This window comes from Pedobacter yulinensis, from assembly GCF_003029735.1.
In the GTDB taxonomy this organism is placed as follows: domain Bacteria; phylum Bacteroidota; class Bacteroidia; order Sphingobacteriales; family Sphingobacteriaceae; genus Pedobacter; species Pedobacter yulinensis.
The window spans coordinates 105,971-123,108 of record NZ_KZ686270.1 but is presented as its reverse complement, the minus strand read 5'-3'; the positions used below and the strand labels follow the sequence as shown (position 1 = coordinate 123,108).

Below are 17,138 nucleotides of genomic sequence, written 5' to 3'. Positions count from 1 at the left end.
CTGCAAAGCTAAAAATTACGGGCATTTTTCCGGCCTGTTCAATGAACTTTGCCAGCCAACCGATGCCTGCGCCTGCTTTTAAAAATAAATGCTGCAACGACAAGCAAAGCGCCACAGGTGAGCAGCATGCTGAGCGATGGCTCATCCATGCGAATTTCTTCGCCGGCGTCCAATAACGGATCACCGTTCAGCATGTCTTCCTGTTTTTTTAACAAAGCCCTTTTTTGGGCTTCGTTTTCCAGGGCAATAAAGGCCGATTCACTGGTAAGAAGTCCCGAGCGGAAACCGGTCTTTAAAAGATGCCGCCCCTTTACCGTCTGATGTTCGGGATGAAGGTGCTTAAACTGCTCCTGGGCCGCGCAAAGCAGACCCTTTTCCCATTTAGACAGGCTGGCTAAGGGTTCAGTGATGCCATTGAACGAGGATAGACTAAATACCGCCGGGCCCGCGTCTGCGCGAAGCCAGCGCGCTGCCCGCCTGTGGTCCGGCCAGGCATAAACAGGTGCCGGCCGGGGCTGGCCAGGCCGCACCGCCAGCCCGGGCTGGTGGTCGAGCGCATGCTTCAGCAATTGGCCCTTGGCGTTGAGCTCGTAAAAAAACAGCTTTTCAGGATAACAAAAAGAAAGTTCTGAAAAGCTGTCGGGAAGAATGGCCTGCCCGAAGTTATTGCTTATCACGACCATCACGGAATAGCTGGAAATGCCTGAGCGATAATTTTCGAGTAGCGTCTGCCTGATGGCGTTTTCCAGAAAGAAACCTCCTGAAAATTTGCCTTTTCGAAGGTCTTCAGGCCAGGTTTCCTGTTGATCTGTCAGCTTATAGCGTTGACTGACCAGGCCAATGCGCACGTCAGAACGGATCAGCCGGTTTTCCTTCATGAATTTTGAAAGCCTGTGCAGGAAGGTTTTTTCCGAGCCGGCTGCTTGCTTAGACATATCGATCAGGAAGTGGTAAACCGGTTTCCTGAAAACTTTCGGCAAGCCTGCTTTTTGTTTTGCAGGTCAGGTTCAGCAGGATCCTGGAACTGTTTACAACGACGGTCCAGGCAAAACTGATGGCTGCGGCAAAGGGCCAGAAGAACGGGTTTCGGTCCTGTGCTGAAGTAAGGTACCTGGCGCAGAAAAGTGAGACAACCAGCAGCAGAAAGTTGAATCCCGAACAGGATTTTTCAATCAGGATGGCGGCATCCTGATGCAGGTAACCGGAATGGGTCCAGCGGCCGGGTGCATTTGTAAACGCCCCAACAACCAGGCTCACCGGTGCCAGCATCGGGCGCAGCGCTGCTGTCGCCGCCTGCGCATACCAAAATTTGGCCAAAATGAACAGTGCAGCGAAGGCCGGAACTGCCGTAGCAAGGTGTCTTTTCATTTCGAGCCGTTTAGGTAAGTTTTTGTCTGCTGGTCGGGAAGATTCCAGGACAGCCAGGTCCCGCCCGCCTGGCGCGCATAGAAACCTTCCGTTTTCTCTTCCAGGCGGTTGGAAAAATTGCGGGCAGCCTCATCAGGCGTTCGCTGCACAACGTGTTCCGCGTTTGGGCGGTGCTGCGGTTCTTCAATTGTTTTTACATGCTGCATCAGCAGCTGACGGTTTGCATGAAGGGCGGGCAATGCCTTATCAGACAAACCCATGAGGTGATCAACGTCAAGCGAAACGCGGCCGGCATGTGAGACGTTGTAACGAACGATCAATACATCCCAGTTCACGACCGATGCGGCGGCGAGCAGCAGCAGCCAGATGAAGCCGTTTAACCGGTAGAGGTAAAAGAAGGTGCGCCTGGCTGCCACCTTGATGTAAACGGTCGCCAGTCCGGCGCAGCAGAGCAGCAGGAAGAACCCCACGCCAATACGTTTATACGTCAGGCCGTACAGGCTGATGTAGTTCAGATCGCGCAGCGTAACAGATAAGATCAGGAAGGCGTTTTGAGCGATCCAGGCGTAAGCCAGCATTTTCAGCACCCCGTTATTGCGGTAAAAATTCAGATTCCCCCTGAAGAAGAAAATGATGATGGCCATGGCTAACACAATGCTGATGATAAGGGCATTGGTGCCGTCATGCAGTTCGGCCGAGGGGTCTGCCGGCCCGGTACCGCTGAACCAGACATTTTTCAAGTCAAGGACATTCAGAACGAGCAGCAAGAGGTTGAGCAGCACCAGGCAGATTTTTGCGTTGATGAGTTCTGTCTTGAGGGCGAGGTTACGGCTTGTCAGGCCAATGGACAGCTGATTGACCGCCTGGCGCCAAAGGCTTTGCCTGGTTACGGTGCCGCGCCGCTGCAATAGCTCTGAAAAGCCGTCTTCTGCGTGCTCTGCCCAGCCCGGCTCATAGGTAAGCAGCAGGGCAGCCGTAACGATCATCCCGGCAAGGATGTGAAAGACCCTGACAGAAATAATTTCAGACAGAAAATCGATGATCTGCCCGACGCTGTCGATCAGCACCGAGACCAATGCAGCAAACTGCGCATTCGCAGCCGCATAGATCAGGGTGAAAACAAAGACGGCAAAGGCAGGCAGCACCAGGTATTTAAGCGGCCTGATTAGCGGGCGAAAAGCGAAACCCCCGATACGCAGGCGCTTCAGCCGTTGAAACAGCGTAAAGGGGAGTAAGAGAAAACGCAGCAAACCCGTAAAGAGGGCGGTACCTGCAGTCCTGAGCAGCGGGTAATGAGTGCGGCCTACCCAGACAAATAAACTGAGGTAGTACGCGAAAAGCGATAGCTCGGAATGGTTAACGACAACCATGGCCGCGCAGACCAGGTGGGTGATCGCATAAAAAACGGGTTGTTTTTGCGCCGTAAGCATGCTGTTGAAACGCATACCCAGCCAGATAAACAACGAATATATCAACAGGTTAAGGCCCAGACCCTCGTTCCAGAAAAGCAGGGTGAAAAGCAGGCCGCCGGTCACCACCAGTGCCGGTGTCTGGTCAGATTTAATTTGTATTTTCATTTTAAAAGTGCTTTGAGTTTCAAAGTGTATGGATAAAAAAAATTAGTCGATGTTTTTAATCATTTTTTCAAGGGCATTCAGGTGGTTTCTAAAAGCCTCGCGCCCGGTCGCTGTGGCCTGGTAGGTGGTGTTGGTTTTTTTTCCAACAAAACCTTTCTGCACCGAGATCAGGCCTGCCTGTTCCAGTGTGTTCAGGTGCGAGGCCAAATTGCCATCGGTCAGTTCGAGCATTTGTTTCAGGTCATTGAAGTTGACGCGCTCGTTCACCATCAGCACCGACATGACACCCAGCCTGATGCGGCTGTCGAAAATCTTGTTTAATGACTCGATCGGGTTTTTCATGCGCTTTTCCGTTCATATTTTAAGTACATGACGGTACCGTAAAGAATGTGTAACAACCCGAAGCCAATGGTCCAGAAGATAAGTCCGAGGCCGGGGAAAACAAGGTTTACAATACCGAGCACCACCTCAAGGTAACCGAGATAACGAATATCTGTAAGCGTATATTTAGAAGCGTTAATAAGCGCAAGTCCGTAAAAAACGAGGCATGCCGGCGATACCAATGCGGGACTGTTGAATAAAAGCGATAGTACGAAACAGCCGCCCGCAAAAAGTGGCACGAACAGGTTAACGAGCATGTGTCTGGTGGTCCTGTCCCAGAGCGGCAGCTGGCTGCGGCGCGCCTTGAGCCAGGTAAACAGGAATCCCGAAGCAAGGGCGGCGGCAAGTACACCGACCGCTATGCGGATCAGGTTGAACTCCAGGTCGGCTTCGCCGTTTAGGCCTGCGGAATATTCGGCGCTGCGGTCAAAGCTGCGCTGATCAAACCTGGAAAATTCGCGGTGGGCCAGGAATGCGCCAACCAGCGCGGCGACGCCGGCACCTACGCCAGAAAGACCGCTTAATGAAATAAACCGGGAAGAACGCTCCATCATGTTGCGGATGTCCTTCAGCGCGGAGATGTGTTCCTGTTGATCAGTCATTTTCAAAAGTACTTTGTTTTGCAAAGTTATAAAACTCAACGTTATTTCCAAATTTATCCTGTTTTTTTTAACGACGAGGCGCCTAGGCGCCGAACTGCAGGCCAAATCCGTTCATTGTCCGAACAAAGTGCCCGTCGCTTTGTTCTGGTTCCGGCGTCTGCCGGGAGGGGCGTCATCTTTTTTTCTACATTTGCATATGCTGAGAGCAGAAGGAATTAAAAAATCTTATGGTAACCTGTCTATCCTGAAGGGCGTAGACTTTGATGTTAAACAGGGTGAGATCGTGAGCATCGTTGGCGCTTCGGGTGCAGGCAAAAGTACCCTCTTGCACATACTCGGCACGCTGGACCGGCCCGACTCGGGCACGGTAACGTTAAACGGTACAGCAGTAAACGGACTGAACGGCAATGCGCTGAGTGCTTTCCGCAACCGCAATATCGGGTTTGTTTTCCAGTTTCATCATTTGCTGCCTGAATTTACCGCCCTTGAAAATATCTGCATACCGGCTTTTATAGCCGGTACAGCAAGAAAGCAGGCTGAAAACCGTGCATTGGAACTGCTCGATTTTTTCGGCCTGGCAGCGCGGGCAGGACACAAGCCGGCAGCGCTGTCTGGCGGGGAGCAGCAGCGGGTCGCTATTGCCCGGGCGCTCATCAATGGACCGGGTATCGTACTTGCAGATGAACCTTCGGGCAACCTGGACTCGGCGAATGCCAAGGCGCTGCACCATTTATTTTTTAAACTTCGCGACGATTTCAATCAAACCTTTATTATCGTAACCCACAACGAGGACCTGGCTAAAATGAGCGATCGTGTCGTGACCATGAAAGACGGCATGATCGTTTCGGCCTGAAGCCCTCAATTACAAATTATACCGTGACTGTCCTGATAACCGGGGGCCATTCGCCCCGCACGCTAAAACTATTGAAAGCCTTCGCCGGGCATCACCTGATCCTGGGCGGCTATGGGGAAATGCCCTCGCTGCAAACGCCGGAATACCGGTTCGTTTCGCTCGGGGCATACCTGCCGGCGGCGCTCGCGCATCAATTGCTTCAGGCTTGCCTGGATCAGGGCGCCGATGCCATTTTGCCGCTTCTGGCTGAAGAGGTGAGGGCACTTGCCGAATCGGCGGTGCTTTTCGCGGAGTTCGGCATCCGGGTGCTGCTGCCTGCCGATGCAATACACTGGCTGGCCCCGGCAACGCCTGCTGCAGAACGCTGGTCGGTCTGGCTGGAGGGAAAGCCGGTGGCCGCCTTTCCGCCGCTCACTGGAGCAGAAGAATCTGCAGGGCGAAGTGCCGCACTTCAGGGCGCTTTTGTATCCGATCAGAACGGACATTTTCAACTTTTTACCGTTTCTGCCGATGGCCTTTAACCACCTGACCACCGATAAAGAAGCTTTTATTTTCAGCTTTGACAACGTTCTTTACCCCGAAAAAGACTACCTGCTGCAGGTTTATTATCTCTTTGCGCAGTTTATGGAATATACCGATCAGCTGCCTGCCGGCGATGTGGTGGCTTTTATGAAAAGAAGATACGAAAGCCATGGGGAGGAGGGAATGTTCCGGGAAACTGCCGCCTGCTTCGGGATTGCCGCAGGCCTCGAAGAAAATTTCATGCGGCTCCATGAGACGGCCCAGCTGCCGCTGAAGCTGTTGCTCTACAAAGACCTGCTGGACCTGCTGCAGGAGCTGGTGGTAGAGCGGAAGAAGATCTGGATCGTAACCGATAAAAACCCCCGCCAGCAGCTCAACAAGATCAGGCAGGTGGAGTGGCATGGCCTTGAACCTTACCTGTCGGTTTATTTCTGCGAGGAATTGAACAAGAGCCGTGAAGAAGTATATGCCGGCTTGCTGGAAAACAGCGGCCTAGCCGCGAAAAAGATCCTGTTGGTTGCTGAAAACAATTTTACGCCCGCGCCAACTTTCCCGTCATATTTACCGTATATTCGTGTACATGACTTATTGTAAAAAATGACAACGATGATGACAAAAGGAAACCTGCTCCGTGCGATGGCGATTTTGTGTATGGGTGTAGCAGTTTCTTGCAAGAAATCGGACGTGAAAACGCCCGAACCGCCGGTAGATCCGCCAGTTGGCGGCGGCAACACCAAACAAACCCCGACCACCAACCGCGTAGAACTGACCAACGATTCGATATTTCTATATGCCCAGCAGGTCTATTACTGGAATACAACCCTGCCTGGTTATGACGCTTATGAACCGCGGAAGTATACCTCCGGCAGCACCAATCTGGATAAGTACGAGAACAACCTCTTTAACCTGATCAAGGCTTCCAATTCGCCTGAGTATGTATCAGGAAGCAACTCGATCAAATACTCGTATATCGATGATACGGATGACAACAATGTTCTGTCTGTTTTACCGGCTCGCAAATCTGCAGTTGAGCTTTCTGGTATTGGTAACGACATCGGCCTGCGCGCGGTTTCTTACATCATTAACGATGCGCGCGCGTACCTCTTGTTTATTGTACAGGTGTATGACGGTTCGCCGGCCGACAAGGCGGGTTTGCGCAGGGGCGATGTAATTGAAAAAATCAATGGCGCTTCTGTGGGCGCAAACTATGATGCAGAGGCAGCGCTCCGGGCGCCTTTGGGCTCGGCCAGCGTAACAATCCAGGGCAGCAATTATGCAGATCGAAAAGCTTTTACCAAGAACCTGGTTAAACAAACTTACAAGAGCAGTGCGGTCGATACGTCGGCGGTACTGAACGTTGGCGGAAAAAAAATCGGCTACCTTTCTTTTGCCCGTTTCTCTGAATTATCCGCATCCGGCAGTTCGAGCGCCTCGTCAAGTGATGTGAACCTCGATCCTGCTTTTGCGAAATTTGCGGCAGAGGGAATTACCGATCTTGTCGTTGATCTGCGCTACAACGGTGGCGGATATGTTGAAACGGCCAAATACATGGTTAACCTGATTGCGCCCTCGACCGTGAAAACGACCGATGTGATGTTTACCGAATATTTTAACCAAACCATGCAGAAGGGGCAGGCAACGATTTTAAAGAATCAGCCCCTGCTGGACCGGAACGGGAAATTACAGTATATTGAAGGACGGATCGCCACTTATTTCGACATCCCCTACAGCGAAACCAATCCGCAGAATATAGCCAGGTTCGAGAAAAAAGGTCCGCTGACCGGCGTTAAAAATGTAACGTTCATCGTGGCAGCAGGAACAGCCTCGGCAAGCGAACTTGTGATCAACAGCCTCAGGCCCTATGTTAACGTGAAGATCGTGGGCGAAAAGACCTATGGTAAACCGATCGGTTTTTTCCCCATCACGATCGAGAAAAAATACGATGTCTATTTTTCACTGTTTGAAACCAAAAATGCGCTGGGACAGGGCGGCTATTACGGCGGCATGCAGCCTGATGCCGGGTATGCCGATGAGTTCGATGATCCGAGGTACCAGTTTGGTGATGTGAGGGAAAACTACCTGAGCCTGGCACTCAAGACGCTGGGCGTGCAAACTGCTGCGACCACGGCTTCGACCGGCCAGACGCTGGTTTCGCCTAAAACCATGTCGTTAAAAGGAGGTGGAACGGTTTCTGTCAAGACATTCACTGCCGGGCGGATCAAGCCAGTCAGAACAGGTACTGACTTTGTCGGCATGGTCGCTACTCCAAAGTTGAAATAATTGATCGCCATATCATTTAAAGCCGCTTCAAGCGGCTTTTTTTATGGATGCGGTTTTTTTATTGCAGCTGAGAACTTGGATTTCCGGGCGTTATTTTGTATCTTAAAACTACAAACTGATAGAGAATATGATAGCCGAGCTAATAGAAAAAGAGAACATCCAGGTTAGGAGCATCATCCCGGCAGGAGCCGCAGCGGCTAAAAATTTATTTGAAAAACTACAGGTGGCCACCCGGCTCGGAAATACATACAAATCAAAAACAATGTTGACCTTCAATACCCTGAACGGCCCGAAAAAGGTAGAAACGACGGTTTGGTCTGCTACCGAAGCGTTCGTCCAGCTCAAACACGGCATCCATATCCCGGTAGCCGGCATTATCGAAGTCGACTATTAAAAAGCCTGAAGAAAAGAACATGCTGAGCTTTCTTAGATAGTTATACATAACTCGGCAATAGCGGCAGCTGGGTTTACGCGCTTGCGCGCGGGTCAGCTTATTGTTTCTTCATTTGCAGCTTTCCACGGAAAATAGACTGCAGGGTGGTTCCGCTGTCTATGCGGCCAATGATTTCCAGGATGGCATCCGCAGCTTTGGAATAAAAAACCTGGTTGATGTGCTGAAATTCATCGGTTTCTTTATGGTAGTCCTTATGATCTTCCACACCGAAATAGATGAAGGGAATATTCTTTGCGTTGAAGGCGCCTTGGTCGCTTTGGTTGGTCCAGTCGTCCTGTCCCATTTTCGGGTCGTCGTGACCGGGCAGCACCTTGATGTCAGGAACGGTTGTAACCAGGTAGGGTTTCAGTTCCGGGTATTTAAAAGTGCCGCAGGCGTACAGTTCTGACTTGTCGTTGTGCGCAATCATGTCCATGTTGATGTTCAGAACAATTTTATCAAGTGGCACGGGCGGGCTGGCCACAAATGCCTTTGCACCCTGCAGGCCCATTTCTTCTGCATCGAAAGCCGCAAATACCAGGGTGTGGTTGGGCTGGTTCCGTCCTTTAGCGTAATGAGCCGCAAACTTGAGCAGGGCCGCTACACCCGATGCATTGTCATCTGCCCCATTAAATATCTTGTTTTCGCGTACACCAAGGTGATCATAGTGCGCAGAGATCACGATGACCGATTCACTTTTGCCCGGTATATACGCCACGACGTTTTTACCCGTCGTTTTTTTACCCTGGCGGTCATTGAAAGAAAATTCATGTATAAACGGAACCTGTTCGTTATAAGACTTCAGGCCCAGCTTGCTTAAACGGGTGCTGATAAAATGCCTGGCCATTTCGGCCCCCTTGGTGCCGGTTTTGCGGCCTTCATAGGCATCTGAAGACAATACCTCCAGGTCTTTCAGCAATTGTTCGTTTTCTTTTGACTGGTGACCTTGTTTTACTGATGAGCAACTCAGCAGCAGGGCGAACGAAAACAGGAGATAAGACTTCATTGGGTAACGCATATGTCTTGCTAAGGTACAAATTAAATCTGCAAACGTTGTTTGCCTGACGCCGCTCAGGGCAATTCTGTAACAATGTCGACCAAAACCGGGCTGCTCTTTCTATACGTATTCAGCTTTAAAGGCTTTTTCGTATTTTTCCTGCCTGCAAGCCGATAAAAGGCAGGCAGGCAAAACATATGAGGAGAAAAACACTGATTGTGCTACCCCTGTTGGTTAGCCCGATCTTTTTTGCGGCCACTTTATGGCACAAGGACCCGGTAACTCCAGGCAGCATGGCTGCGCCGGCCAGTCCGGAACAAAATTACCGCAACTATTGCGCCGGCTGCCATGGTGAAAAAATGGATGCATTCGCAGACCGGTCGTGGAAACACGGCAGCAGCCGGGAAGACCTTTTCCGGTCGATAAAAAAGGGATGGGCAGATGAAGGGATGCCTGCCTTTGATTCTACATTTACAGATAAGGAAACGTATGCGCTCGCCGATTATATTTTAAAGGGCATTAAAAATGTAGACCGCTATAAAGGCGGTGACAAACCTAAGAGCGCGGTGTTCAGCACGGAAGCCATGACCATCAAACTTGACACCGTTGTCAAGGGACTGGATGTGCCCTGGGGTATGGCTTTCCTTCCGCAGGGCGGCATGCTGGTCACAGACCGGAATGGTAAACTATACCGTGTAGACGCAAGCGGCCGCCGCAGTGAGGTATCAGGTGTACCTGATGTGCTGGCCAGGGGGCAGGGTGGACTTCTCGATGTCGCCATCGACCCGGCATTCGCCAGCAATGGATTTATTTATCTGAGTTATTCGAAGTTTAAAAAGGAGGGAGCGACCACCCTGGCTACTACAGCTGTTGCCAAGGCAAAATTATCCGGCAATGCGCTTAGCGGGCAGCACGACATTTTCGTGGCCAAACCATATTCCCGTACCCAGCACCACTACGGCTCGCGGTTGCAGTTTGGCAAGGACGGGCTGCTGTATGTTTCTGCAGGCGAGCGGGGCAACGAAAAAGAAAACCCCCAGCAATTGAAGGAAAACGATCACGGCAAGATACACCGCATCAACACTGACGGTTCGGCACCGAAAGACAACCCATTTGTGAAAATGCCGGGGGCGTCGCCAACCATATGGACCTATGGCCACCGCAACCCGCAGGGCATGGCCATTGACCCCGTAACAGGACAGCTCTGGTCAAATGAGCATGGGCCCCGCGGAGGCGATGAGATCAATGTCATCAAGAAGGGGAAAAACTACGGCTGGCCTGTGGTTACCTACGGTATCAATTACAATGGCAAGACAATCAGTGAACTGAGTAAAAAGGAGGGCATTGAAGATGCGATGCACTTCTGGCTGCCGTCTATCGGTGTCAGCGGTATGACCTTCGTAAGCGGCAGCCGGTATCCGGCCTGGAAGGGAAACATCCTCAGCGGCTCTTTGCGGTTCCAGTACCTGAACCGTTCTGTCGTGAAAAATAATAAGGTCACACACGAAGAAATTCTGTTCCGGAACATTGGCCGGGTCCGGGATGTGCGGATGGGACCCGATGGATTTATCTATATTGCAGTCGAATCGCCGGGCACAGTATACCGCCTGGTACCGGTAAAGAAATAAACAGAGATCATGAAGATGCGAATTTTAGTAACTGCAGCGTGCTGCGCCATTCTGGCTTCAGGCGCTTATGCACAGAAAAAGGGAAGCGGCAAACAAAGCGGTAATCCCGTTTTCCAGGGTTGGTATGCAGACCCTGAAGGGATTGTATTTGGCAAACGGTACTGGGTGTACCCGACCTACTCGGCTCGCTACAAAGAGCAGGTGTTTATGGATGCCTTTTCCTCGCCAGACCTTGTAACCTGGACCAAACACCCGCGTATCATTGATACGGCCGCGATCAAATGGGCAAACAAGGCCATGTGGGCACCTTCGATCATTGAAAAAGACAAGAAATATTACCTGTTCTTTGGCGCAAATGATATCCAGAGCGACCGGGAATCAGGAGGTATTGGGGTGGCCGTGGCCGATCAGCCGCAGGGGCCATATAAAGACCATTTGGGAAAACCACTGATTGACAAATTTCACAATGGCGCACAGCCCATTGATCAGTTCGTGTACCATGACCCGAAAAGCAAGGCGTATTACCTGATTTATGGTGGCTGGTCACATTGCAACATAGCCAAGCTGAATGATGATTTTACAGGTTTTATCCCTTTTGAGGACGGTAAAACGTTTAAGGAAATTACTCCGCAGGGTTATGTTGAGGGACCGTTTATGTTTCTTCGTAATGGTAAGTATTATTTCATGTGGTCTGAAGGCGGCTGGACCGGGCCTGACTATTCGGTAGCCTATGCCATTGCCGATTCTCCGATGGGACCGTTTAAACGCATTGGTAAGATCCTGCAGCAGGACCCGGCCGTGGCCACGGGTGCCGGTCACCATTCGGTGATCAAACACCCTAAGAAAGACCAGTACTATATTGTGTACCACCGGCGTCCGCTTGGCGAGACAAATGGCAACCACCGGGTAACCTGTATTGAAGAAATGAAATTTGCAAAAGATGGCACGATCCTGCCTGTAAAGATCACTTTTGAGGGTGTTAAAGCAGCGCCTTTGAAGTAAAGGTAAACCGTTCAGACATGAAAAAGGCGCCTTGTCGGGCGCCTTTTTTTATTGTTTTTTGTACACATCTTTTACTGAAATCGCCATGAACTGGTCCGCGTTTTCGAGTGAGCGGAATCCGAATTGCTCATACAGTCCATGCGCATCGCGGGTGGCCAGCATGTAGCGTCGCAAGCCTTGCAGATCCGGGTGAAAGATCATGAAAGACATGAGTTTTTTCGACAGCCCGGCACCGCGGTGTGCTTGATCAACGAAGACGTCGCAGAGGTAGGCAAATGTAGCCTTATCCGTTATCCAGCGGGCAAAACCCACCTGTTTGTTGTCGCGGTAAATGCCGAAACACAGCGAATTGTTTATCGACTTTTTTACAACAGACAGGGGAATGTCCGCTGACCAGTAAGCTTCTTTACTCAGGTACTGGTGTACATAAAGCAGATCGATCAGCTGCTGATCGTCTGAAAAAATGTAGTCGTTTTCCCTGATCTCCATTAGTTGCGCATGTTGATGAACTGAAGGGGCTGGCCAAAATCTTCGTTCCTGCAGAGCGAAATAACGGCCTGCAGGTCGTCGATTTTTTTTGCGGTTACACGCACCTGGTCGTCCATAATAGCGGGCTGGACTTTCAGGCCGCTGGATTTGATTTTCGCTACGATCTTTTTGGCAGCCTCTTTATCGATGCCTTCCTTGATGGTCAGTTCTTTCCTGATCATGTTGCCTGATGCGGCGATTTCTTTTCCGAAATCAATGCTTTTGGGGTCGAGCTGCTGCTTCATCATTCTTGAAATGATGGAATCCTGTATGGCTTTCAAACGCATGTCGTCTTCAGTTACGACCGTGATGACATTTGTTTTTTTATCGAGTTCGATGGTGCTTTTCGAGCCGTTGAAATCGTAGCGGTTCAGAATTTCTTTTTTTGCGTTGTTCACGGCATTGTCAAGCGTCTGCGCGTCTACTTTGCTTACGATATCAAAAGAAGGCATGATTTTAGTGTTTTGGGTAAAAAAAAACTATTTTTATCGAGGCTCTCGTCTCAAATTCTCACAAAAAAACGAAAAATATCATGAAAACCACCAAAGAGAAGTCTCAAAAAAAGTTGGCCAGAAAGGCAGCAAAAAAAGAACTTGAGCAATCACTGACCGAGCGATTCCTGGAAGCGGTACGCGGACTGGGCCATAACGCAGAGGCCATTGGCGAGGAGGTGGCAAGGGCAAGCAAGTCTGTTGCCAGAAAGCTTTCGAAACGGTTGGGCGAGGTCAAAGAGGTGGTGGAACAAAAGATAGAAGAGGTCAGGACAACCGGCCAAAAAGCCGGAAAGGCAAAAGCCCCGGCTAAATCGCCCGTTAAAAGAGGCGTCAAGAAAGCAGCAGCAAAAGCCGGCCCGGTCGTACAAAGCGTTAAGATGGCAGCCATCGAAACGGCCGAAAAGGCCCGTAACCTGATCGAAAAGCCGGCGGCGAAACCCCGGGGCCGGAGGTCTAAGGCAGATCTGGCCGCAATGGCGGCCGTAGCGGTTCCGGAACCAGTGCCTGTGCCCGCAATACCTTCTGCAGGAGCAGCTCCGGCAGCGCCGAAACGCGGCAGGGCGGCGCGCACCGAAACTACAGCCGAAAGTCCTAAAGCCCCCCGTGGCCGCAAGCCGGCAATTAAAGCAGAAACCGCAACACCCAAAACAAGGGCAAAAAAATAACTTAACAATTATTTAACCCGAATAGGCCAGGTGGTTAATGATTTCTTTACACATCTTCGGCATATTTGGATTCCCTGTTCTGCAGGGATTTTTTGTTAATGATGACTAAATCCAGGAAAAAGGCACCTTTTTTAAACCGAGAGATCAGTTGGCTGTATTTTAATGAACGCGTTCTGCAGGAGGCAGCAGACGAAAGTGTTCCGCTGATCGAGCGCATCAAGTTCCTGTCCATTTTTTCATCCAACCTGGAAGAGTTTTACCGTGTACGGGTGGCTACGATGAGCCGGCTGGTTAACCTGAATGAAAAGGCCAAGGAGCTGCTGGGTTTCAACCCCAAAAAAGTGCTCAATGAAATCAAGAACCTGGTTGTAAAACAGGAAAAACGATTTGAGCAGCTGTTCCAGGCCATCCTGATCAATGAGTTGGCCAGAAATCGGATCTTCATTCTGAACGATATTCAGCTGAACGTAGCCAGGGGAACTTTTGTCAAGAATCATTTTCGCGATAAGATCCTGTCTAACCTGGTACCGGTCATGGTCGATCCCGATAAACCCTTTCCTGAACTCAAAGACCGGTACCTGTATTTCTTCGTTCGCCTGAGCAGAAACCAGGGACCTGGCAGGGAAAAATATGCGCTGATCGAGCTGCCGCCCTTCGTTTCCCGGTTCCTGGTGCTTCCGGAAACAAACGATCTGAAATTCATTATCCTGGTCGAAGACATTGTCAGGTATTGCCTTGACGACCTGTTTTTTACTTTTTCATATGACGATATCGACGCCTATACGGTCCAGCTTACGCGCGATGCCGAACTTGATATCGATAAAAATGTGAGCGATAAGTTCATAGACGAGCTCAGAACCAGCCTGGAAAAGCGCAAAAAGGGCAAACCGATGCGGCTGCTGTATGACTCGGATATGCCGCTTGAGATGTTAAATACCCTGGTCAACAAACTCAGGCTTTCGCCCGAAAGTCTCATCCCCGGCAACCGGTACCACCGCTTCGGCGATTTTATTGATTTTCCGAATGTCGGCAGCAAAGATCTGAACTATCCGCCGCTTGTTCCGCTGAAGGTGAAAGACCTGCACCGGACCGAAAGTATTTTCAGCAAGATGGCCAGGCGGGACTACCTGGTTAACCTGCCTTACCAATCGTACGATTACATCATCCTTTTTCTTCGGGAGGCTGCCATAGATCCCAAAGTTACCGAGATCAACATCACCCTTTACCGCCTGGCCGAAAATTCGAAAGTGATCAACGCACTGATCAATGCAGCAAAAAACGGCAAAAAGGTAAACTGCGTCGTCGAATTGAAAGCCCGCTTCGATGAGCAGGCCAATATTTTCTGGACCAGCAAATTACTTGAAGAGGGGGTGAATGTTAATTACGGTCTTACCGATTACAAGGTGCATTCAAAAATCTGCCTGGTCAAAAGGATGGAAAAAGACAAGCCGGTATATTATGCAAACCTGGCGACAGGCAATTTTAACGAAAAAACTGCGGGCATTTATTGCGATCACAGCGTGTTTACCGTAAAGAAGGAGATTACCGGCGACCTGGTGAGGTTGTTCGAAGCACTGAACAAACGGACCGTTACAAAGGGTTTTAAACACCTGATCGTTTCACCGCTCGAATCGCGTTCCAGGTTATATAAACTCATGGACCGCGAGATCAGGCATGCCCGTCAGGGTAAACCGGCCTATATGATCCTGAAAGTAAACAGCCTGGCCGACGAGGGTATAGTCAATAAACTGTACCAGGCCAGTAATGCCGGCGTTAAGGTTGAACTGATTGTGCGTGGCATCTGCTGCCTGGTGCCCGGTATTGCGGGTTACAGCGAAAACATCCGGGTAATCAGCATTATAGACAAGTTCCTGGAGCATGCACGGGTCTTTATATTCGGCAACAACGGTAAAGACGATATGTATCTCTCTTCGGGCGATTTTATGACCCGGAACTTTGAACACCGCGTAGAGGTAGGGTTTCCAATCCTGGACAGGGATGTTAAAGCCGAGATCCGCGACATGATCGAACTGCAGCTGCAGGACAATACCAAGGCGCGTGAGATTAACCGGCTTAACAACAACAAGTATCACCGCACCCGCACCGTGAAAAAAGTGCGTGCGCAGGTCGACATTTATAACTACCTCAAAGCAAAACATTCCGATTAAGCATGATCAGATACGCTGCCATCGATATCGGCTCGAATGCCGTGCGCCTGCTTATTGCAGACGTGATCCATAAAGATGATCGCTATACCTATAAAAAAAACACGTTGGTGCGGGTACCGCTTCGCCTGGGCGATGATGCCTTTCTCGACAACGTGATCTCGGAAAAAAAATCTGCAGCCTTGTACAAGACCATGCGTGCCTTCAGGGACCTGATGGATGTTTACCAGGTAACGGATTACCTGGCCTGTGCCACTTCGGCCATGCGCGAGGCCTCTAACGGTCCTGCGCTGGCAGCCGCTATCCGCGAACAAACGGGTTTGAACCTGGAAATCGTAGCGGGCGCCCGCGAAGCGCGCATCATCTATGCGAACCATATTGAGGCGCAGCTCGATATCGATAAGAACTTTCTGTACATCGATGTAGGCGGTGGCAGTACCGAAATTTCGCTGTTTGTCGACAAAAAGCTTGTGGCCTCCAGGTCATTTAACATTGGTACCATCCGCATCCTGGACAACCAGGACAAGGAAGAACATTGGGATGAGATGCACGATTGGGTCAGGCTGCAGACAAAGCAGCAAAAACAGCTGGTTGCCATCGGGACGGGCGGCAACATCAACAAATTGTTTCGCATGTCTGAGGAAAAAGAGAACATGCCTATAAGTTTTGCTAAACTGAACAGCCTCTATAATAAGATCAATGGCCTTTCGCTGAAAGAACGGATCAGCCTGCTGGGCCTGAACCAGGACAGGGCCGATGTGATCGTCCCGGCTGCCGAGATCTACCTGACCTTGTTAAAATGGACGGGTATCAGACAGATTTACGTGCCAAGGGTAGGGCTGGCCGACGGCATGATCAACCTGATGATCGAAGAAAACCTGCAGGCATAAAAAAATCCCGCCGTGGCGGGATTCAGATTTTTATTCCAGGAGCGAAGCAGCTGCTTCATCTACATACCAGGTCAGGCTGCCGTTTATAGGCCTGATCAGTTTTGCCGGATACGTCTCTGTATCTTCAATTTCCTTATCAAACACCTTACTCAGGGCAGTTGCCTTGCTTTCGCCGAATACCAGGAAAACCACGTGGGCCGCTTTGTTGATGAGCGGCGCGGTCATGCTGATGCGGTAGGTGTCCAGTTTTTCGACAAAGACTGATGCTACGCCAGGGTTTTGTTCAGCCAGGATCGGTGTTTCAGGAAACAGAGACGCGGTATGCGCATCGTCGCCCATGCCAAGCAGGACCAGGTCGAAAGCAAGGTCGCTGCCATTAAAATGCTCGTTAATGGCCCTATCATACGCAGCTGCCGCCTGCTCGGGAGGCAGGGCGGTGTTTACGTAGAAGATCTGCCTGTCGGGAATACCCAGCGGCTCAAGCAGGCTTGTTTTCGCCATCAGGCCGTTGTAGTTTTCATGATTGGGCGGAACATTCCGTTCGTCGCCGAAAAAGAAATAGACCTTAGACCAGTCAAATTTGTCTTTATATTCTTCTACCAGTTTCTGGTGAAGTTTTTTGGGCGAGTTCCCGCCTGTAAGCACCAGGTTAAAACAGTCTTTTTCAGCTATGGCCTTTTCGCCGGTGGCAATGATAAAGGCAGCAAGGTCGCCGAACAGCTCCTGCTCGGTCTTGTAGATAAGTAAATTCAT

19 protein-coding genes are annotated in these 17,138 nt (G+C 50.5%); 10 read left to right on the top strand and 9 right to left on the bottom strand.

Annotated elements, in window-relative coordinates; genetic code table 11:
• Positions 1–38: 38 nt before the first annotated feature.
• Genes C7T94_RS15015 through C7T94_RS14995 form a run of 5 tightly spaced genes read right to left on the bottom strand, consistent with a single transcriptional unit; the run spans position 39 to position 3,928 of the window.
• The gene (locus tag C7T94_RS15015) at positions 39–980 is read right to left on the bottom strand and encodes an MSEP-CTERM sorting domain-containing protein (RefSeq protein ID WP_107216233.1); all 942 of its coding nucleotides are present in this window, start codon (positions 978–980) and stop codon (positions 39–41) included.
• A complete protein-coding gene (xrtK, locus tag C7T94_RS15010; protein WP_107216232.1) occupies positions 928–1,368 on the bottom strand; it encodes an exosortase K in 441 nt (146 codons plus the stop codon). The genes C7T94_RS15015 and xrtK overlap by 53 nt, the downstream gene beginning before the upstream one ends.
• On the bottom strand, positions 1,365–2,945 hold the full coding sequence (locus C7T94_RS15005) for a DUF4153 domain-containing protein (protein ID WP_107216231.1): 1,581 nt from the start codon (positions 2,943–2,945) through the stop codon (positions 1,365–1,367). The genes xrtK and C7T94_RS15005 overlap by 4 nt, the downstream gene beginning before the upstream one ends.
• A 42-nt stretch (positions 2,946–2,987) precedes the next feature.
• Complete coding sequence (locus tag C7T94_RS15000; protein ID WP_107216230.1) at positions 2,988–3,287, bottom strand: winged helix-turn-helix domain-containing protein; 300 nt, start codon at positions 3,285–3,287, stop codon at positions 2,988–2,990.
• The gene (locus C7T94_RS14995; protein ID WP_107216229.1) at positions 3,284–3,928 is read right to left on the bottom strand and encodes a hypothetical protein; all 645 of its coding nucleotides are present in this window, start codon (positions 3,926–3,928) and stop codon (positions 3,284–3,286) included. The genes C7T94_RS15000 and C7T94_RS14995 overlap by 4 nt, the downstream gene beginning before the upstream one ends.
• A gap of 196 nt (positions 3,929–4,124) precedes the next feature.
• On the opposite strand from C7T94_RS14995, the gene C7T94_RS14990 reads away from it, so the two are divergent.
• The 5 genes from C7T94_RS14990 to C7T94_RS14970 all read left to right on the top strand — a co-directional run bounded on the left by C7T94_RS14990 (position 4,125) and on the right by C7T94_RS14970 (position 7,977).
• Positions 4,125–4,781: an ABC transporter ATP-binding protein gene (locus tag C7T94_RS14990; protein WP_107216228.1), complete on the top strand. Its 657-nt coding sequence runs from the start codon at positions 4,125–4,127 to the stop codon at positions 4,779–4,781.
• A gap of 23 nt (positions 4,782–4,804) precedes the next feature.
• A complete protein-coding gene (locus C7T94_RS14985; protein WP_162618725.1) occupies positions 4,805–5,302 on the top strand; it encodes a hypothetical protein in 498 nt (165 codons plus the stop codon).
• Positions 5,292–5,897 (top strand): HAD hydrolase-like protein, encoded by a 606-nt coding sequence (locus C7T94_RS14980; RefSeq protein WP_107216226.1) that lies wholly within the window; start codon positions 5,292–5,294, stop codon positions 5,895–5,897. The genes C7T94_RS14985 and C7T94_RS14980 overlap by 11 nt, the downstream gene beginning before the upstream one ends.
• Positions 5,898–5,909: 12 nt before the next feature.
• Positions 5,910–7,583: a S41 family peptidase gene (locus tag C7T94_RS14975; RefSeq protein ID WP_162618724.1), complete on the top strand. Its 1,674-nt coding sequence runs from the start codon at positions 5,910–5,912 to the stop codon at positions 7,581–7,583.
• Positions 7,584–7,710: 127 nt separating this feature from the next.
• On the top strand, positions 7,711–7,977 hold the full coding sequence (locus C7T94_RS14970) for a hypothetical protein (protein ID WP_107216224.1): 267 nt from the start codon (positions 7,711–7,713) through the stop codon (positions 7,975–7,977).
• A 97-nt stretch (positions 7,978–8,074) separates the two neighbouring features.
• Here the strand turns inward: C7T94_RS14970 and C7T94_RS14965 are convergent, their stop codons facing one another.
• Positions 8,075–9,022: a M20/M25/M40 family metallo-hydrolase gene (locus C7T94_RS14965; protein WP_107216223.1), complete on the bottom strand. Its 948-nt coding sequence runs from the start codon at positions 9,020–9,022 to the stop codon at positions 8,075–8,077.
• 188 nt (positions 9,023–9,210) lie between these two features.
• Between C7T94_RS14965 and C7T94_RS14960 the strand changes: the two genes are divergently transcribed.
• Together C7T94_RS14960 and C7T94_RS14955 are read left to right on the top strand one after the other, a co-directional pair.
• Positions 9,211–10,641, top strand: coding sequence for a PQQ-dependent sugar dehydrogenase (locus C7T94_RS14960; RefSeq protein ID WP_107216222.1), 1,431 nt, complete (start codon positions 9,211–9,213; stop codon positions 10,639–10,641).
• Between the two features lie 9 nt (positions 10,642–10,650).
• Positions 10,651–11,643, top strand: coding sequence for a glycoside hydrolase family 43 protein (locus C7T94_RS14955; protein WP_107216221.1), 993 nt, complete (start codon positions 10,651–10,653; stop codon positions 11,641–11,643).
• Positions 11,644–11,691: 48 nt separating this feature from the next.
• On the opposite strand, the gene C7T94_RS14950 is transcribed toward C7T94_RS14955, so the two are convergent.
• Together C7T94_RS14950 and C7T94_RS14945 are read right to left on the bottom strand one after the other, a co-directional pair.
• Entirely contained in the window at positions 11,692–12,132 is a 441-nt protein-coding gene (locus tag C7T94_RS14950; RefSeq protein WP_107216220.1) for a GNAT family N-acetyltransferase, read from the bottom strand.
• Complete coding sequence (locus C7T94_RS14945; protein WP_107216219.1) at positions 12,132–12,623, bottom strand: YajQ family cyclic di-GMP-binding protein; 492 nt, start codon at positions 12,621–12,623, stop codon at positions 12,132–12,134. The genes C7T94_RS14950 and C7T94_RS14945 overlap by 1 nt, the downstream gene beginning before the upstream one ends.
• A gap of 80 nt (positions 12,624–12,703) precedes the next feature.
• Between C7T94_RS14945 and C7T94_RS14940 the strand changes: the two genes are divergently transcribed.
• The 3 genes from C7T94_RS14940 (at position 12,704) to C7T94_RS14930 (ending at position 16,385) form a co-directional block, all read left to right on the top strand.
• Positions 12,704–13,330 (top strand): hypothetical protein, encoded by a 627-nt coding sequence (locus C7T94_RS14940; protein WP_107216218.1) that lies wholly within the window; start codon positions 12,704–12,706, stop codon positions 13,328–13,330.
• Positions 13,331–13,428: 98 nt separating this feature from the next.
• A complete protein-coding gene (ppk1, locus tag C7T94_RS14935) occupies positions 13,429–15,498 on the top strand; it encodes a polyphosphate kinase 1 (RefSeq protein WP_394341006.1) in 2,070 nt (689 codons plus the stop codon).
• 2 nt (positions 15,499–15,500) lie between these two features.
• A complete protein-coding gene (locus tag C7T94_RS14930; protein WP_107216217.1) occupies positions 15,501–16,385 on the top strand; it encodes a Ppx/GppA phosphatase family protein in 885 nt (294 codons plus the stop codon).
• A gap of 30 nt (positions 16,386–16,415) precedes the next feature.
• Here C7T94_RS14930 and pgl read toward each other — a convergent pair whose 3' ends face one another.
• Positions 16,416–17,138 (bottom strand): 6-phosphogluconolactonase, encoded by a 723-nt coding sequence (pgl, locus tag C7T94_RS14925; protein WP_107216216.1) that lies wholly within the window; start codon positions 17,136–17,138, stop codon positions 16,416–16,418.

Coding starts and splice junctions, on each gene's coding strand:
- xrtK (WP_107216232.1), bottom strand. CDS start 1,368: ATGAAAAGACACCTTGCTACGGCAGTTCCGGCCTTCGCTGCACTGTTC.
- C7T94_RS15005 (WP_107216231.1), bottom strand. CDS start 2,945: ATGAAAATACAAATTAAATCTGACCAGACACCGGCACTGGTGGTGACC.
- C7T94_RS15000 (WP_107216230.1), bottom strand. CDS start 3,287: ATGAAAAACCCGATCGAGTCATTAAACAAGATTTTCGACAGCCGCATC.
- C7T94_RS14995 (WP_107216229.1), bottom strand. CDS start 3,928: ATGACTGATCAACAGGAACACATCTCCGCGCTGAAGGACATCCGCAAC.
- C7T94_RS14990 (WP_107216228.1), top strand. CDS start 4,125: ATGCTGAGAGCAGAAGGAATTAAAAAATCTTATGGTAACCTGTCTATC.
- C7T94_RS14980 (WP_107216226.1), top strand. CDS start 5,292: ATGGCCTTTAACCACCTGACCACCGATAAAGAAGCTTTTATTTTCAGC.
- C7T94_RS14975 (WP_162618724.1), top strand. CDS start 5,910: ATGATGACAAAAGGAAACCTGCTCCGTGCGATGGCGATTTTGTGTATG.
- C7T94_RS14970 (WP_107216224.1), top strand. CDS start 7,711: ATGATAGCCGAGCTAATAGAAAAAGAGAACATCCAGGTTAGGAGCATC.
- C7T94_RS14965 (WP_107216223.1), bottom strand. CDS start 9,022: ATGAAGTCTTATCTCCTGTTTTCGTTCGCCCTGCTGCTGAGTTGCTCA.
- C7T94_RS14960 (WP_107216222.1), top strand. CDS start 9,211: ATGAGGAGAAAAACACTGATTGTGCTACCCCTGTTGGTTAGCCCGATC.
- C7T94_RS14955 (WP_107216221.1), top strand. CDS start 10,651: ATGAAGATGCGAATTTTAGTAACTGCAGCGTGCTGCGCCATTCTGGCT.
- C7T94_RS14950 (WP_107216220.1), bottom strand. CDS start 12,132: ATGGAGATCAGGGAAAACGACTACATTTTTTCAGACGATCAGCAGCTG.
- C7T94_RS14945 (WP_107216219.1), bottom strand. CDS start 12,623: ATGCCTTCTTTTGATATCGTAAGCAAAGTAGACGCGCAGACGCTTGAC.
- C7T94_RS14940 (WP_107216218.1), top strand. CDS start 12,704: ATGAAAACCACCAAAGAGAAGTCTCAAAAAAAGTTGGCCAGAAAGGCA.
- ppk1 (WP_394341006.1), top strand. CDS start 13,429: ATGATGACTAAATCCAGGAAAAAGGCACCTTTTTTAAACCGAGAGATC.
- C7T94_RS14930 (WP_107216217.1), top strand. CDS start 15,501: ATGATCAGATACGCTGCCATCGATATCGGCTCGAATGCCGTGCGCCTG.
- pgl (WP_107216216.1), bottom strand. CDS start 17,138: ATGAATTTACTTATCTACAAGACCGAGCAGGAGCTGTTCGGCGACCTT.